General features: G+C 65.2%; 13 protein-coding genes. 4 read left to right on the top strand and 9 right to left on the bottom strand.

All coding sequences use genetic code 11. The features are described 5' to 3' along the window. Positions 1-65 precede the first annotated feature (65 nt). The 9 genes from R4823_RS07500 to R4823_RS07460 form a co-directional block, all read right to left on the bottom strand. Entirely contained in the window at positions 66-1313 is a 1248-nt protein-coding gene (locus R4823_RS07500) for an amidase (protein WP_132979253.1), read from the bottom strand. Further along, positions 1310-2362, bottom strand: a complete 1053-nt coding sequence (locus R4823_RS07495; protein ID WP_132979252.1) for a leucyl aminopeptidase — start codon at positions 2360-2362, stop codon at positions 1310-1312. Before R4823_RS07495 ends, R4823_RS07500 begins: the two co-directional genes overlap by 4 nt. Positions 2363-2401: 39 nt before the next feature. Beyond that, positions 2402-3415 carry an alpha/beta fold hydrolase gene (locus R4823_RS07490; protein ID WP_132979251.1) on the bottom strand — a complete coding sequence of 338 codons (1014 nt, stop codon included), beginning with the start codon at positions 3413-3415 and terminating at the stop codon, positions 2402-2404. Between the two features lie 14 nt (positions 3416-3429). After that, complete coding sequence (locus R4823_RS07485) at positions 3430-3927, bottom strand: flavin reductase family protein (RefSeq protein ID WP_132979250.1); 498 nt, start codon at positions 3925-3927, stop codon at positions 3430-3432. Between the two features lie 26 nt (positions 3928-3953). Further along, positions 3954-4247, bottom strand: coding sequence for a putative quinol monooxygenase (locus R4823_RS07480; RefSeq protein WP_132979249.1), 294 nt, complete (start codon positions 4245-4247; stop codon positions 3954-3956). A 12-nt stretch (positions 4248-4259) separates the two neighbouring features. After that, on the bottom strand, positions 4260-5747 hold the full coding sequence (locus tag R4823_RS07475) for a 4-hydroxyphenylacetate 3-hydroxylase N-terminal domain-containing protein (RefSeq protein ID WP_207958596.1): 1488 nt from the start codon (positions 5745-5747) through the stop codon (positions 4260-4262). Positions 5748-5803: 56 nt separating this feature from the next. Continuing rightward, a complete protein-coding gene (locus R4823_RS07470; protein ID WP_207958595.1) occupies positions 5804-6796 on the bottom strand; it encodes an ABC transporter permease in 993 nt (330 codons plus the stop codon). A 4-nt stretch (positions 6797-6800) separates the two neighbouring features. Continuing rightward, entirely contained in the window at positions 6801-8360 is a 1560-nt protein-coding gene (locus R4823_RS07465; RefSeq protein ID WP_165963059.1) for a sugar ABC transporter ATP-binding protein, read from the bottom strand. A gap of 96 nt (positions 8361-8456) precedes the next feature. Beyond that, positions 8457-9509, bottom strand: coding sequence for a substrate-binding domain-containing protein (locus R4823_RS07460; RefSeq protein WP_132979247.1), 1053 nt, complete (start codon positions 9507-9509; stop codon positions 8457-8459). Positions 9510-9827: 318 nt separating this feature from the next. Here R4823_RS07460 and R4823_RS07455 point away from each other — a divergent pair, with 318 nt between their 5' ends. From R4823_RS07455 to R4823_RS07440, 4 genes are all read left to right on the top strand, one after another. After that, on the top strand, positions 9828-10469 hold the full coding sequence (locus R4823_RS07455; RefSeq protein ID WP_207958594.1) for a TetR/AcrR family transcriptional regulator: 642 nt from the start codon (positions 9828-9830) through the stop codon (positions 10467-10469). A 142-nt stretch (positions 10470-10611) separates the two neighbouring features. Next, a complete protein-coding gene (locus tag R4823_RS07450) occupies positions 10612-14943 on the top strand; it encodes a DEAD/DEAH box helicase (RefSeq protein ID WP_132979246.1) in 4332 nt (1443 codons plus the stop codon). Positions 14944-15136: 193 nt separating this feature from the next. After that, complete coding sequence (locus tag R4823_RS07445) at positions 15137-16159, top strand: amidohydrolase family protein (protein WP_087839888.1); 1023 nt, start codon at positions 15137-15139, stop codon at positions 16157-16159. 184 nt (positions 16160-16343) lie between these two features. Then, on the top strand, positions 16344-17180 hold the full coding sequence (locus R4823_RS07440) for a fumarylacetoacetate hydrolase family protein (protein WP_087839889.1): 837 nt from the start codon (positions 16344-16346) through the stop codon (positions 17178-17180). Positions 17181-17204 lie beyond the last annotated feature (24 nt).

The raw sequence follows: 17204 nt of genomic DNA, 5'->3' as shown, positions 1-17204 counted from the left end.
TTCACGCCAGCAGATGCTGGGTACTCCGGAAGCGGCGGCGGACGATTGAGGAAATCAAGCGCGTTTCAAGTACGCTGCAACCTGGCCTCGACCCACGCGCCGACGGCCAGTAGACCGGCATCCTCCCCGGGCGCTGCGACCAGTTGTATGCCCAGCGGCAAGCCGCGGGGCCCCTTCCCCACCGGCAAGCCCAGGCAAGGCGCCCCCAGGGCCGTCCAAAGAATGCACATCAACGGGCTGCCGGTACCTTCAACGGCCGGTGGTGCCTCGCCCAGTGCGGCTGGAGCTATCCAGGCATCAAAGCCGGCCAGGTGCGCGCCAAGTTCCGCTTTCAAGCATCTCAGCGTTTCCTTGGCCATGCGGTAGCTGGCATGGGAAACGCCTTGCCCTTTCTCGCACAGGCCCTTGAAAGCCGCGCTCAAGCGGTCGGTGTAATGCCTGTATTCAAAGGCGTAATTGCGTGCCACTTCATAGGCCATTACCAGGCCGTGGCAATCGAAGGCCTGCTCGAAGCTTTCCGGCAATTGGACAGCCTCGACGGTGGCGCCGCCAGCGGCAAGCGTCCGGGCGGCCTCCTCCACGGCTTGGCGGGCCGCCGGTTCCACGAACTCCCATTGGCGCGTGCGACACAGCCCCAGGTACGGGGCGCGCATGGGCACGGTCAAGGGCTCGACGGCTTCACCGTTCAAGACCTGGCGGATGCGCGTGACCGGTTCGACCGAGCCAGCCACGATGCCCAGGCTATCGAAGGACTGAGCGAGCGGGCGTATACCCGAAAGGCCGAAGGCATCGTGGCTGCCTTTGTAGCCGACCACGCCGCAATAGGCGGCCGGCCGGATCAGGGAACCGGCCGTCTGGCTCCCGAAGGCTGCGTCCACCATGCCGGCGGCAACCGCCGCAGCCGAACCGCTGGATGAACCGCCGGGCGTGGCTGCGAAATCATGCGGATTGCGTGTCTTGCCGGCAGCGAAATAGGCGAACTCGGTACTGACCGTCTTGCCCAGCACCAGTGCCCCGGCATCGCGGCAAGCGGCCACGCAGCCGGCGTCCCAGGCCGGCCGGCGGTCGGCATAAGGGTCAAAGCCCAAGCCAGTCGGCATGTCGTGCGTATCGATAATGTCCTTCACGCCAATGAGCATGCCGTGCAGCGGCCCTCCGGGCCCGCTGCGGTCGATCTCGCGCGCCGCGCGCCATGCCTCGTTTTCATCCAGCCATTGCCAGGCGTTCACGCGGGCCTCGCGCTCGGCGATGCATGCAAGCGCTCGGCGCAGTGCCTCCTGGGCAAGCCCCGCCGCCTTTTCCTCCTCGCTCATGGACGTTCGATCCGCATGTCGTCGGGAATCACATCGCCGTTCAGCACCATGGGCTCGCCGTCCAGATACAGGCTCGCCCCCTTCATCACGATGTCGAGATGAGCGGGCGTATCGCGGGAGCCGCCCACGTCGGTATTGGGGCCGGTAGACCACAACACATTGCCGTAGAAGGCGCGGCCGTCCTGGCCGATGGCCGACTCCTTGTCGATCAAACTGATGCCGTTCCACAGTGCCATCTCGTCCAGGCCCCAGCCCACGTGAGCCATGGCATAGGCATCGGGATCCTTCCACGCCTCGAAGAAATGCTTCAGGTGCATGGCATCGAAGCCCCCCTCGATGTTCTCGATGAAGCCGTCCTTCACCGTGATGTGGATCTCGCTGCGCACGAACTCCTTGAACGGAAAGATGATGTCGCCTTCTCGGAGCACGATCTTGCCGTGGCTTCTGCCCTCGTTCGGCCAGGTGTAGGCAAACACGCCGGGGAAATGATCCCAGCGGCCCGGCTCGTCGGTAAAACCGTACTGCACGATGGGCTTGTACTGGCCCAGCTCGTAGGTAATATCGGTACCGGCGTCGTTGGTAAACCGCAGCGTCCTGGCCGCGGCCAGCCGGCGCCCCGCCGCCTCCGAACGCGCTCGGCTGTTTGGCCGGGCCAACATGCGCTCGAGAATCTCGGGCGGTTCCACCACCATCAGTACCCGCGTGCCGGCCTTCTGGATTTCGACCTGTTCGGGGGAATGCAACAACCCGATCAGATCGATCAAAATATTCGCCTTCTTCAACACCTCGACGCCGGACCGGTGGCCGGTCAATGCCGAGCGCCCCCAGACTGCGCCAAGGGCCGTGGTGGGCGTTCCGAAGGATTTCACGGGTGCAGGCAAGTTCAGGTTAAAAACTTCCGCGCCGAGTTGCTGGCCCGCGGCAAGGAAGGCATCGACGTAATCCTGGCGCGTATTCGGGCCGCTCAGCACCGCCAGGGTTTCACCCGGCGTAACTTTGCACAGTTCGAGTTCGCGCCGGAACAGCGCAAGCAAATCAAGAGCGCTCATGAAGTTCTCCGTTGGTCGGTGAATGTGAGTCGTGATGGTTCATGCGTCCAGCCAAGCACGTACGGTCTTGCGCAAGAAGGCCGCGTCGGCCGGATTCTGCGCAGGGTTGCCGGCCAGGTGCCCCCAGTCGCTTGGAATCACGGACAACTGCCCCCGGCGCAGGTGTGTCAACTCGGCTTCGTTGTCAGCCACGCGAAAGTAGAGGTCCGAGCGTCCCGGCAGCAGCAACACCCTGGCCTCGATCGAGGCCAGGGCCTTGGACAAATCTCCGCCAAAGCGTTCTGCGTCGCTGATGTCGCTATGCCACCACGTCGTCAGGTGGGCGTAGAGATCGGACGCATGGCGGGCAGCAAATCGCGGCGTCCATACTTTGTCGAGATAGTCCTGCAGGCTGCCCATGCCGGGGATGATCCGATAGTCGGCATGGCGGTAGAACTCCTGGCTCAACGCCCAGCCTGCATACACGCTGCCGAAAGCACGTAGCGCCGCTTGCGGCCGCTGGCTGAAACGTCCATTCCCCTGGTATTCCGGGGCGGCTTCCAACAGCGCCTTCAGCCCTTGCAGGAAAACGCGGTTGTGCGGTGCCGTGCGCGCGCTTCCGCAATTGACCACGATGCTATCGACCAAGCCGGGAGACCGCACAGCCCAGTGATAGGCTTGCTGCGCGCCCATCGACCATCCGTAGACGCACGCCACGCGCTCGATACCGAACACGTCTCCAAGCAGGCGGGCTTGCGCGCGCACATTGTCCCCGCTGGTCACCAGCCTGGGAAAATCCTTGTTGTTCGACGGACTGGAAGACAGGCCATTGCCGAAAGTGTTCATGATCACGATGAACCATCGCCGCGGGTCCAGGATCCTGTCCGGACCGATGATCCATTCGACGTCCTTGTCATGCGCGCCGAAGCTGGTCGGATAAACGATGACGTTGTCCCGTTCGGGCGAAAGCGTGCCGAAGCTCTTCCAACACAGTTTGGCGTCCGGCAGGATCTCGCCGGATTGCACGGGGAAATCCCCAAATTCGAAGGTGCCGGATTTGAACTCGATATCCATGGCAAGGACTTCCTTCAGGCCAGCGCCAAGCGGCGATAAGTCCGATCGGCATAGATCAAAGGGTGATCCGCGCCGATTTCGATGGCGAGTACTTCGCCCACGAGAATGCGATGAGTACCGAACTCGAAGGTACGGGCGAGGCGACAGTCAAAGCTGCATAAAGCGCCCGGCAGCATGGGGGCCCCGGTCACGCCGCGAGTCCAATCCGCGATGCCGAAGCGATCTTCACGATACTCCGGCACCATCCCGGCGAAGACGTCGGCTACGCGCGATTGGTGCTCGGCCAGAATATTGGCGCTGAATACGCCGTTCTCCAGCAATGCGCCCAGGGCCTGGCTCTGGCGATGCACACAGCACAGCACAGACGGCGGTTCGACCGATAGCGAGACGAGCGAGGACACGGTCAGGCCCGCGCGTCCCGCCGAGCCGTCGGTTGCCAACACCGTGACCGACGAAGCCATGGTGCGCATGGCCTGGCGGAAATACTCTTTGTCGACGACTACCGCTTCCATGATCTTCTCCTTCACGCCAAAGGCGCCTAGAGGTCCAGCGCCACATAACGCTCGATGCGCCGCTCATCCAGGCAGGGCGGAATGGCCTTCTTGGCCCATTGTTCGAAATGCGGTGTGGCCTGGTGCGCCAAGTAGGCCGCTTCGTCCGTGTAAAGTTCATAGAGAAAGAAACGTGCCGCATCCTCCGGATCGCGGTGAAAGCGATAGGACAGGCAGCCCGGTTCGGCCCGGGTAGCCTTGGCCAGTTCGGCCACCGCGGCCAGGAACGACTCTTCCATCCCGCTTTTCACGACATATGCCACGCAAGAAGAGAAATTCATCGCCGTATTCCCTCAGATGCCCGCCAGATCGCGCGCGACGCTCATGACATTCTCCCGCGGGTATTCCTTGTAGAGACGCTCGCGCAGGAAATTGGCCGGAGTCGCATTGACGTTCTCGAACAGCTCGGTGCGGCCCGCATGGGAATCGGTAGTCAGGTCCCAGATGAAGTTCATCAGGCGATTCTTGTCGCGTGCGCTCATATTGCGTCCGGGCAGCAGTTCATCGAGTAGCGGACCGATCTCGCTGTTGGCGAAGTCCGCCTTCTGGAAGCGCATGACCAGCCCCTGGCCGCATAGCTCCTGCACGGTATGGATGATGCGCGGGTATTGCTCTATGGAATGCAGGCGGCCGGCGGTCAGCATGTTCACGTCCGGCGCCAGCACGCCGTTCTCCGAAGGTTGGGCCAGCCGTTCGGCTGCGACCACGAACGCCTTGAGTGTCTGGGCATAGCAGATCAACTCGGCCAGGTACGCGCGAACCTGCGGGATCTGAGCCGTCCCCAGCACGTCCATGACGAGCTGGCCGATGCCGACGAAAAGGTCGGCCTTGACGGCCAAGCGGCTCAGAATATGCCAGTGCACCCACAACGTGACCGGCCCATATAGCTTGAGCAGCTCCGGATCGCCGACGTTGAACAGTCGCTCGTTCGGCACGAAAACATTGTCGAAGATGATGAGCTGGTCAGACTCTTCGCCGCGACTGGCGAGCGGATGGTCGAAGGGGTCGGCACCAGGGTGCGAGACCGACTCGCGGCAGACCAGCTTCAGGCCTTCGGTCGCGACCGGGATCGCGCCCCAGACACAGCCTTCTGGCGGGAAATCGGGGCGGGTCAGGTTTGAAAAAATGATCTCGTCAGCCTGGGCGGCTATGGACCCGACCGATTTTGCGCCACGCAGGATGACGCCATCCTTGCGCCGCTCAACCACGCGCAGCAATCCCTTGGAGGCCGAAGAGCCCGCGGAGCGGTCGGCCTGCGGGTCAGCCAGCACCTCGGCCGCGATGATGTTGTTCCTGCGGCCGTACTCGATATAGGCATCGATATTGCGCGAGAAGTCCACGTCCTGGCTGGCATTCTCGAAAATGGGCCTGCGCGCATACAGGCCGACCGCGATCAGCGGTGCGAGGTCGGGCGGACGGCCGAAACTGCCTGCCGTTTTCAGCGTGGTGTACTCGATCAGCTTGCGGCGCTCGACGAAGTCCTCCGGCTTGGTGATCAACTGCCAGGAACGGCTGGTGCGTGCGCCGTCGTCCCCAACGATAGTGGTTACCTCCCGCAGGGCCGGGTCGAACTGCGCGTCGAAGGTTTCAGCCAGCAGCGAGATGCCCGGCCCCAGCACCGGGTTCGCGGTCACGTCCTCGACTTCTTGTCCGCCAGTCCAGACACGACGTCCGTCGCGAAGCGACTCAACGTATTCCTTGCCTGTGCGCAGACAGCCTTCCTTGGCCTCATGGGCGAGGGTCATCGAGGCTCCTTCCCCGAGTGTCAGGGTTGCATCCATTTGCTATGACTCCTGTTCGATAGCACGGTTGTGTCGGGACCGATGCCAACCGCGGCTCATTCGCCGCGCTGGCTCCGGCGAGTCTTGTCGAGCACCACGGCGGTCAGGATGACCAAGCCGGTCATGAGGGTCTGCATGAAAGAAGACACCCCCATCAGGTTCAACGAGTTAGAAAGCATGGAAAGGATCACTGCGCCGTAGAGCGCATGCAGCATCGAGCCGCTGCCACCGGTCAGGGCGATGCCGCCCAGCACCACGGCCGCGACCGAGTGCAGTTCCAGGCCGGCGCCGGCCATGGGTTGCGCCGAGTTGACCCAGGCCGTCAGCACGATGGCTGCCATACCGGCGGTCAACCCGCTCATGACATAAACCAGCACGGTGTAGAAACGCACATCGATGCCGGAGGCGTAGGCTGCCTTGGCGCTGGAGCCGATGGCGTAGAAATAGCGGCCGGCCACCGTAAAGCGCAGCAGCAGGATGCCCAGCAGCAGTGTCACCACGGCGACCAGTGTCGGTACCGGAACGCCAGCCACCGCGCCGTAGCCGAACAGCTCGATGAAGGAATCGGGCATGTCGTAGATGGGCAGGCCGGACGAGGCCATCAGGGCCAAGCCCTGGCACACCGACAACATGCCCAGCGTCACGATAAGCGGTGAGGCGCGGAAACGTGTCACGAACAGACCGTTGACCAGGCCGACCACGGCGCCGGTCAGGAGCATCGCAAGCAAGCCGGCGAACATGCCGAACTGGTTCATGACCAACACGCCGTACACACCGGACAGCGCCAGATTGGCCGCCAACGAGAGATCCAACCCTCCAGTGATCACCGCCAGCGCCTGGCCTACCGACAGAATCAGCAATGGCGCGGTCTGCCGGCTTAGGTTCAGCAGGTTCTCAGCAGTCCAGAAACGGGGCTCGACAATGCCCGTCACCGTCGCCAGCAGGGCGATGAAGGCCGGAAGTATGTAGTCCTTGCTCCGGAAACGCTTCATGGGCTTGGCAGCATGGCCGCTTAACTCCTGGCTCACGTCCATCTCGCTCGTCGTCACGGTCTTACTCCACATGGGCGGCGGGGACCTGCATGGCCGCGCGCCCCAGCACGCCGGCAATGACACGGTCTTCGTCCGCCATTGAAGGATTGATGATTTCGTCGGTCATGCGGCCCCGGTAGATGGTGTAGACCCGGTCACAAAGGGTCAGCGTTTCCGTCAGGTCGCTCGACAACACCAGGAAGGACTGACCGGCGTCGGCCCGCGCCTGGATGCTTTCGTAGATGTCGTGCTTGGAACCGATGTCGATCCCCGCGGTCGGCTCTTCCATCACCAGCACTCGGGGATCGGAGCCGAGCGCGCGGCCGATCAGTACTTTCTGCTGATTCCCGCCGCTCAGGCTGGTGATGGCCTGCTCTTCCGAGCCGAAGCGCACGCGAAGCGCCTTGAGCGCCTCGTGTGCCTGGCGTTTTTCGCGGTCGCCCCGGATCAGGCCGAAACGCGCATGTTTACGCAGCGAGCACAAAGACAGATTCTCCCGAATCGACCGTTGAGGCAGGATGCCTTGCTCCTTGCGGTCCATCGCGAGATAGCTCAAGCCCAGCATGCGGGCCTGCGAAGGCCCGCGCGGCCGATAGGGCCGGCCCTCGAACAGCATCTCGCCGGCGAGCGGCGGCGAAATGCCGGCCAGCGCCCGGGCCAGGGCCTCACGGCCACTCCCCACCACGCCATAGACGCCGACAATTTCCCCACGCGCCACGGTCAGATCCACCCCTCCGCAGCCGTCTCCGGTACGCAGACCCGAAACCTGCAGCACGATTTCGCGCGAGGACTTGGAGCCGCGCCGCTGCTGTCCGCCGAACTGCCGACCGGTCAGCATTTCGATCAGCGCCTGCTCGTCCAGCCGCTCGTCCACGGCAACTGTGCGGGTGATACGGCCGTCGCGCATGGTGCTGACCGTGTCGCCGATCTCGAATACCTCGCGCATGTGGTGGGTAACATAGAGAATGGCCGTTCCGCGCGCCTGCAAGCGCCGCACCAAGGCAAAGAAGGCCACTTTCTCATGCTCGCTCAGTGCCGAAGTCGGCTCGTCGGCGATCAGCAACCGGGGGCCTTGCAGCAACGCCTTGGCAATTTCCAGCATCTGCTTCTCGCCTACGGTCAGCGCCCCGACCTGTTCGTCCAGAGGCAGGTCGAGCGACAATTCCTCCAGCATGGCACGAGCCCGCTCGCGCTCCGTGGCGCGCGTCAGCCGGCGGAAAGGGTAGCTGCCGCGCTCGGTACCCAGGAACAGATTCTCGACAACGCTCAAATGCGGAGCCAGCGACAGCTCCTGGAAGATGATCGAAATGCCTTGGGCCCGGGCGTCTTTCGTGCTGCGAGGCGCGACAATCTGTCCGCACAATCGGATCTCGCCGCCGTCGGCGACCTGTACGCCGGCCACGATCTTCGCGAGCGTCGACTTCCCGGCGCCGTTCTCGCCCAGCATGATGTGCACTTCGCCAGCGCGTACGCACAACGAGGCATCGGCCAGCGCCTGCGTAGCCCCAAAGGCCTTGGAAAGCCCCGACACTTCCAATACCGGTGTGCCGGCAGCGCCGTCGTTCAGATGCGACTCAGTCATGATTCCGCTCATATCAAGGACCGGAGAGTCAGCGCCGCCCCGTGCCCCGGCTTGCAGCCGAGGCGACACCTGGCAATCGGGACAGCGTGCCCGCGCTTACTGAAAAGACGGTACCTGCCAGCTTGCCGGCGGGCGGTCGTAGTTCGATAAGTCGTAGCCCGCCAGATCCTTGGCGGTCATCTCGACCAGCGGAACATGGAACTCGGGGTAAGGCACGGCACCGGCCGGGGTCATCTCGGGCAAAGGCTCGCCGTTCAGGAGGCGGGTGAGCACCTGTATGGCTGAGCGGCCCATCAGGATCGGCTGTTCGGAAACCACTACCGCCACCTGCCCTTCCTGCATCAGCGTCACGGTACGGTCGGTAATCGTGCCGGTCGCGACCTTGGCCTTGCTCTTCATGCGCTTGACCGCCATACCCGCACCGATACCCAGGTTGGCGGCTGCGGTATAGATGAAATCAGCCTCCGGATACTTCACCAGCAGGTCCGAAGCTTGAGCCAGGCCGTCCTCGAGCTTGGTATCGCCCCGGAAGGTATTGCCCAGCAGCGTCATGCCAGGGCACTTCTTCGCGCGGCCTTGCACACCGTCAAAGCGCAGCTTGTTCCAGGCCGGGCCATTGGGCCCTGGCACGGTAATGACCTTGGCCTTGGGGTTCTGGCGGCAGATATAGTCAGCCAGCATCGCACCCACCTCGACCTCGTCGATGGTGACGCCGGCCTGCACCAGCTTGCTGTTGACCGGCACGCCAACAGCAATTACCTTCACGCCCTTGTCGGTCAGGCGCTTGATCGCACGGTCGAAACCGTCGTAGTTGGTTGCCCCAAGAATGACCGCGTCCAGATCGATGGTGGATAGGCTCTCGAGTTGCGCAATCTGCTCTGCCACCTTGCCATAACCGCCCGCGCCCATCAGCCTGACGATTTGCACGCCAGCCGGAGCTGCTTCCTGGGTCAGGCCGTAGGCGATACCCTTCCAGTAATCGTCGACGAAGTGGACCAGCGTCACGCCGACGCGGTAGGGCCTCTTTGCCTTCGTTTCCTTGATCACGCCACGCAGGCGATCGGGGTTTTCCGCATGCGCGGACGCACAGCCGATTGCCACCGATACCGCCACTGCAACACCTGACAACGCTTTACGGATCATGCTCATTTCACATTCCCCTTGTGTATGCGCGATCCTCGCGGATCCGCGTTTTCCCAGCGTGTCTCCCCGGTTCTTATGGGCCTGCTTCTGGTGCTTGCTTTGGTGCTTACTGCTCTCGAACGGTGCGTGCCAAACCCTTTCCCGAATACGTCTGCGACGGCAAAACCGGGTTTATCGAATGCAACTCATTTTTCGAATACTATTCGAATTCGAACGTGAGTCAAGAATATTTTTTTAAACTTAGGGTATGCCTGAAAACAGAGAACCTTACGAAGGTGCGCGAGCGCCAAGAACTTCACACCACTGCACAAAGGAAGAAAAGCAATGACCATGCCGGACTCGCCCCGGGCGGAATCGCGCAGTGAGAGAAAACGTCGACAGAATCGCGAGGCGCTGATCGAAGCGGGGTACCAACTCATCGCCGACAAGGGCATCGACGCGGCAACGATGTCGGAGATCGCCGAAATGGCCGACGTCAGCGCGGGCACGGTCTACTACTACTTTGACTCCAAGGACGAGCTCGCCATGGCGGTCATGGAGCGGGTGATGGAAAGGCTGGCGTGGCGCATCAGCGTCGCCACCAAAGGTTTTGACGATCCCGCCAGCGTCTACGCCTTCGGCGTACGCTCCACCATCCAGATCGCCACGACCGACCAGCGCTGGAACTGGTTGCTGCGGCGCTCTGAAGTCATCGCCGACGCGATGTTCCGGGTGCTCGGTCCGCACGCCACCCGCGACCTTCGCCTGGCCGCGGCCGCCGGCCGCTTCCACTTCGAGGATGCCGAACTCGTCTATCGGCTGACCACTGATGCTATCGTCGGGATTTGCCGCGCCATTTGCGACAACCAGCTGAGTTCCGCCAGCATCGACGAAGCCGTCATCCTGCTGCTCGGCATGGCCGGCATGCCTCGCGCCGAGGCAAAGAAAATCTTCCGCAAGAAATGGCCGAAGCTGCCGGAGGATTGAACAGTCCCGCACCGCCCGCACGGCGCCGCACCGTTATGACGCCTATACCATCACTTTGACGCGCTGGCTGCCGGCGAATCGAGGCATCTTGGCCGATTTTCGGCCGGTTGCGATCCGGCGCGGCGCCCTCATATAGTGGGGCATGACTTCCGCCCGCCATCCCGTGGATGCCCTTGAAGGCTTTCACCCCGCCGTCGCCGCGTGGTTCCGCCGCACCTTCGGATCCGCCACCGACGCCCAGCGGTGCGCCTGGCCGCACATCCGCGCCGGCCGGCCCACGCTGGTCGCCGCGCCGACCGGTTCCGGCAAGACGCTCACTGCCTTCCTCGCAGCCATCGACGAGCTCGTGCGCGAAGGCGTGGCGGCGGGAGGCGCGCTTCCTGATGCCACCACGGTGCTTTACGTCTCGCCGCTGAAAGCCCTTTCCAACGACATCCAGGTCAATCTGCAGACACCGTTGGAGGGCATAGGCGCGGAGCTGTCGCGCATGGGGCTGCCGGACCCCGGCATCCGCACCGCGGTGCGCACGGGGGATACCGAGGCCCAGGCCCGCCATGCGATGCGCAAGCGGCCCCCCCATATCCTGGTGACTACCCCGGAATCGCTGTATGTCTTGCTGGGCTCGGACAGCGGACGCCGCATGCTCGCCGACACGCGCAGTGTCATCGTCGATGAAATCCATGCGCTTGCCGGCAACAAGCGAGGCAGCCATCTTGCCCTGAGTCTGGAGCGGCTGGACGCCCTGTGCGGCAAGCGGCCGGTACGCATAGGCCTGTCTGCCACGCAGAAGCCCCTTTCCGAGGTAGCCCGTTTCCTGGTCGGCAGTGCGCCCCAGTCTGGCTGCGAAATCGTCGACATCGGCCATACCCGGCGGCGTGACCTCGGCATCGAATTACCGCCCGTTCCTCTGGAAGCCGTCATGGCCACGGACGTCTGGGACCGGGTCTACGATCGCATGGCGGAACTGGCAAGCCAGCATCGCACCACCTTGGTTTTCGTCAATACCCGGCGCATGGCCGAGCGCGCCGCACGCCACCTGGCCGAGCGTCTGGGCGAGACGGCCGTCGCCGCCCATCACGGCAGCCTGGCCAAGGAGCACCGGCTGGATGCCGAGCAACGGCTCAAACGGGGCGAATTACGCGTGCTGGTTGCCACCGCGTCGCTCGAACTGGGTATCGATATAGGCGACGTGGAACTGGTTTGCCAAGTCGGGTCGCCACGCGGCATCTCGGCCTTCCTGCAGCGCGTGGGCCGTGCCGGACACCAGGTAGGCGGCGTGCCGAAAGGGAGGCTGTTCCCCACGTCGCGCGACGACCTGGTCGAATGCGCGTCGCTGCTCGACGCCGTGAGGCGCGGCGAACTCGACACGCTGCGGATGCCGCGCGCGCCGCTGGACGTGCTGGCCCAGCAGTTGGTGGCCGAGGTCTCGTGCCAGGAGTGGAAGGAAGAAGAACTCTACGCGCTGGTGCGGCGCGCGTATCCCTACGCCAGCCTGGAGCGCGCCGCCTTCGATGCCGTGCTGCGCCTGCTGGCCGAAGGCTATGCCGGCCGCCAGGGAGTGCGGGCGTCGTACCTGCATCGAGATCCCGTGGCCGGCACGCTGCGTGGCCGCCGCGGCAGCAAGCTGACCGCCGTCACGTCCGGCGGCACGATTCCCGACAACGCCGATTACGCCGTGCTGCTGGAGCCGCAAGGCCTGATGATAGGCACGGTGAACGAGGACTTCGCGGTCGAAAGCCTGGCCGGCGACGTCTTCCAGCTGGGCAATACCTCCTACCGCATTCTGCGTGTCGAAGCCGGCCGGGTACGCGTGGAGGATGCGCATGGCGCCGCCCCCAGCATTCCCTTCTGGCTTGGCGAAGCCCCTGGCCGCAGCGACGAGCTTTCCGCCGCCGTAGCGCGGCTGCGGGCCGATGTCGAACGCCTGCTGGGGTCGGGGCCGCTACCCGATATCGATGCCGGCGTCCGCGGCCTGCAGGAAACCATCGGCCTGGACGCTGCGGCCGCGCGTCAGATCGTCGAGTATTTCGCCCGCGCGCGCGCAGCGCTCGGGCGGCTGCCTACCCAGGACGTCCTGGTCATGGAGCGCTTCTTCGACGAATCCGGCGGCATGCAGCTGGTCATCCATTCGCCCTGGGGCAGCCGGCTCAACCGCGCCTGGGGCCTGGCGCTGCGCAAGCGATTCTGCCGCAGCTTCAATTTCGAACTGCAGGCCGCGGCGACCGAGGACACCATCATCCTGTCGCTGTCCACCAGCCACAGCTTCCCACTCGATGAAGTCTGGCGCTATCTGCATACGAATACGGCCGAGCACCTGCTGATCCAGGCCTTGCTCGATGCGCCCTTGTTCAACGTCCGCTGGCGCTGGAACGCAACCACCGCGCTCGCGCTGCCGCGCTACGTGGGCGGCAAGAAAGTCGCCCCGCAGTTGCAACGCATGAAGAGCGACGACCTGCTGGCCGCGGTTTTCCCCGACCAGGCCGCCTGCCTGGAGAACGTGGTGGGCGAACGCGAGATTCCCGACCATCCCCTGGTGGCCCAGACCATAGACGATTGCCTGCACGACGCGATGGACGCCGAAGGCTGGCTGGCCCTGCTGCGCCGGATCGAGCGCGGCGACATCGCGTTGATCGCCCGCGACCTCCCTGCTCCCTCGCCCTTGGCCATGGAGATCCTCAGCGCACGCCCCTATGCCTTCCTCGACGATGCGCCGCTGGAAGAGCGTCGCACGCAGGCGGTTCACGCCCGTCGTTGGACCGACCCTGCCTCGGCCGACGATCTGGGAGCGCTCGACGCGGACGCGATCGCGGCAGTCGCCGCCGAAGCGTGGCCGGAAGTGCGCAACGGCGACGAAATGCAGGAGGCCTTGATGAACCTGGCGTGCGTGACCGACGCCGAGGCCGCGGCCAACGAAGGCTGGCCGGACTGGCTCGGGTCCCTGGCCGCAGGCGGACGGGCGGCACGCCTGTGCGTGCAGCCGGGGACCGGTTTGTGGGTGCCGGTCGAACGGCTCGCGTGCTTGCGCGCGGTCTATCCCGGCGCCGGCGCCGAGCCCGACATCGCCATTCCGGCGGGCTACGACGAATCGTGGGAGCAGGAGGCGGCACTGGTGGAGGTGGTCAGGGCGCGCCTGGCCGGCTTCGGGCCACGATCGCTGCCGCGCATCGCCTCCGACTTGTCCTTGCCCGAACCCGCCGTGGCCGCAGCCCTGGCCGTGCTCGAGGCCGAAGGCTACGTCATGCGCGGCCGCTTCCACCCGCAGGCACGGCAGGAAGAATGGTGCGAACGGCACCTGCTGGCCCGTATCCACCGCTACACCATCAAGCGCCTGCGCCGCGAGATCGAGCCGGTCGAACGGCAGGACTTCATGCGCTTCCTGCTGGCGTGGCAACACGTCGCGCCGGACGCCCGCCTGCAAGGCCCCGGCTCCCTGCCACAGGTCATCGACCAGTTGGAAGGCTACGAAGCCGCTGCCGGAGCCTGGGAATCGGACATCCTGCCGGCGCGGCTCGACGCCTACTCGCCCGGCTGGCTGGACGGGTTGAGCCAGGCCGGCAAAGTGGTCTGGATGCGCCTGGCGAGCCAGGGCAAGTCCACGGCCGGACCGGTGCGCGCCACGCCCATGGTACTGCTGCCCCGGCGCCACCTTGGCCCCTGGCAGGCGCTCGTGCCGCCGGACCACCAGGCCGAATTGTCGGCACGCGCGCAGCGGGTGCGCGAGGCACTGGCCAGCCACGGCGCGATGTTCTTCGACGAACTGCTGGGCGACACCCGCCTGCTGCCCAATGAACTGGAAACGGCGCTGGGCGAACTGGTCGCGGCGGGCGCCGCGAACGCCGACAGCTACGCCGGCCTGCGCGCGCTGCTCGTCCCCGCGTCCCAGCGCACCGCCCACCAGCGTCGGCGTTCGCGCCACGGCACGGCCCCGAACCAGATGGACCAGGCCGGCCGCTGGGCGCTGCTGCGCCGGCCCGCCGCCACCGACCCCGCGCCCCCCGGCAAACGTACGCGTACGGATCCGCAGGTCCTGGAACACATCGCCCAGGTCCTCCTGCGCCGCTACGGCGTCGTCTTCTGGCGCCTGCTGGAACGCGAGGCCCGCTGGCTGCCGCCGTGGCGCGAGCTGCTGCCCGTGCTCCACCGCCTGGAGGCCCGCGGCGACGTGCGGGGCGGCCGCTTCGTGGCCGGCCTGGCGGGCGAACAGTTCGCGCTGCCCGAGGCCATCCCGCTGCTGCGCGGCATCCGGCGCCGCGAGCCCGGCGGCGAACTGGCCTGCGTCTGCGCCGCCGATCCGCTGAACCTGGCGGGCGTGCTGCTGCCCGGGGAAAAGATACCCGCGCTGGCCGGCAACCGCGTACTGTATCGCGACGGACTGCCCGTGGCCGCCGCCGTCGCGGGCGACATCCGCTATCTGGTCGAGGCCGCGCCCGACGAGCGCGAGCGGCTGCGCGCGGCGCTGGTGGCGCGACGCTGAAGTCCCCCCGGCGGCCCCTCCCGGCCGCGCAAACCCGAAAAGCAGAAATGCGGAAAACAGCGGGTATCGCGCAAGTGCAAGCGGCTACAATTGCGCGTTGCGTAGGCGGCCCACGGGCCGTCCGGATTCTCCCCCATCGATGGCCCCGCGGCCCCGGCCGACGCCATCCTTCGCCACACAGGAATTGCGCAGCATGATCATCGATTGCCACGGTCACTACACGACCTCGCCTGCCGCCCACAACCAATGGCGCGACCAGCAGAAGGCCAACTTCAAGGCCGGCGGCGACATCGACCCGGCCTATCCCGATATCTCCGACGACGAGATCCGCGAGACCATCGAGAAGAACCAGCTGCGCCTCCTGCGCGAGCGCGGCGCCGACATGACCATCTTCTCGCCCCGTGCCTCCGCCATGGAGCCCCACGTCGGCAACGAGAACGTCAGCCAGGTCTGGGCCCGCCGCTCGAACGACCTGATCAAGCGCGTCGTCGACCTGTACCCCGAGACCTTCATCGGCGTCTGCCAGCTGCCGCAATCGCCCGGCGTCTCCATCGCCAGTTCCATCGCCGAGCTCGAGCGTTGCGTCACCGAACTGGGCTTCGTCGGCTGCAACCTCAACCCCGACCCGTCCGGCGGCAGCTTCAGCGCCCCGCCGCTGACCGACCGCTCGTGGTATCCGTTCTTCGAGAAAATGGTCGAGCTGGACGTGCCGGCCATGATCCACGTCTCGGGTTCGTGCAACTGCGCGATGCACGCCACCGGCGCCTACTACCTGGCCGCCGATACCATCGCCTTCATGCAGTTCATCGAAGGCGACCTGTTCCGCGACTTCCCGACGCTGCGCTTCATCATTCCCCATGGCGGCGGCGCCGTGCCCTACCACTGGGGCCGCTACCGCGGGCTGGCCGACATGCTCAAGCGCCCGCCGCTGGCCGAGCACGTGATGAAGAACGTCTACTTCGACACCTGCGTCTACCACCAGCCCGGCATCGACCTGCTGTTCGAGGTCATCGACGTCGACAACATCCTGTTCGGATCGGAAATGGTGGGCGCGGTGCGCGGCATCGACCCCCAGACCGGGCACTATTTCGATGACACCAAGCGCTACATCGACGCGCTGGACATCCCGGCGGAAGACAAGCGCAAGGTGTTCGAACTGAACGCGCGCCGGGTCTATCCGCGCCTGGACGCGCAACTGAAGGCACGGGGACTGTAAACCGCGGTTTCCCCCTTGCCTGACGGGGCCTGCCGGCCTCCAAAGGCCTCCACCGATACTTGTCAGGTATCGGTGGAGAAAACCCGCCATCTTTTCCCCATCGCTCCCCCGCTTTACGCTTGCATCGGGCACAAGGGCGTGCTCATTCTTCCCGCACGCCCCATAACAGAGACAGGAATCCCCGATGCGCTACGTCCGCTTCCTCCACGACGGCACCCCCTACCTCGGCACCCGCGAGGGCAACAAGATCCGGATCCTGGGCGAGGAATCGATCGAATCCCTGCTGGTCGCCGACACCGACCTCGAAACCTACGCCGGCACCCGCGGCGGCGGCAAGCTGGTGGACGAGGCCGACGTCGCCTACCTGCCCGTCGTCGAGCATCCGGCCAAGATCTTCTGCATCGGCCTGAACTACGCCGACCACACCAAGGAAAGCAAGTACGAGCAGCCCGCCTATCCCACCATCTTCCCCCGCTACGACACCAGCCTGGTCGGCCATGGCCAACCCATCGTCCGCCCGCGCGTGTCCGACTCCCTGGACTTCGAGGGCGAACTGGCGGTGATTCTCAAGCGCGGCGGGCGGCACATCAGGAAGGAAGACGCGCTCGACTGCATTGCCGGCTATGCTCTGTTCAACGACGGCTCGGTGCGCGAATACCAGTTCCTGTCCCCGCAATGGACGGTGGGCAAGAACTTCGACGCCACCGGCGCCTTCGGTCCGGAACTGGTCACCGCCAGCGAAGTGCCGCCCGCGGCGCGCGGCCTGCGCCTGGAAACGCGCCTGAACGGCGAAGTGGTCCAGTCGGCCAGCACCGACGACATGATCTTCGACATCCCCACGCTGATCAGCGTCATCAGCGAGGCGATCACGCTGGAACCCAGCGACGTCATCGTCACCGGCACGCCCGCCGGCATAGGCTGGGCCCGCACGCCCAAGCTGCTGATGCGCGCCGGCGATGTCTGCGAAATATCGGTGACCGGCTTCGCCACCCTGCGCAACCCCATCGCCGACGAAGCCTGAACGTCCGGCCACGGCCGCACGACG

Source organism: Pigmentiphaga sp. CHJ604 (genome assembly GCF_036972535.1).
Lineage (GTDB): Bacteria > Pseudomonadota > Gammaproteobacteria > Burkholderiales > Burkholderiaceae_B > Pigmentiphaga > Pigmentiphaga daeguensis.
The sequence above is the reverse complement of the archived record's forward strand: the minus strand, read 5'-3'. Positions and strand labels throughout refer to the sequence as shown.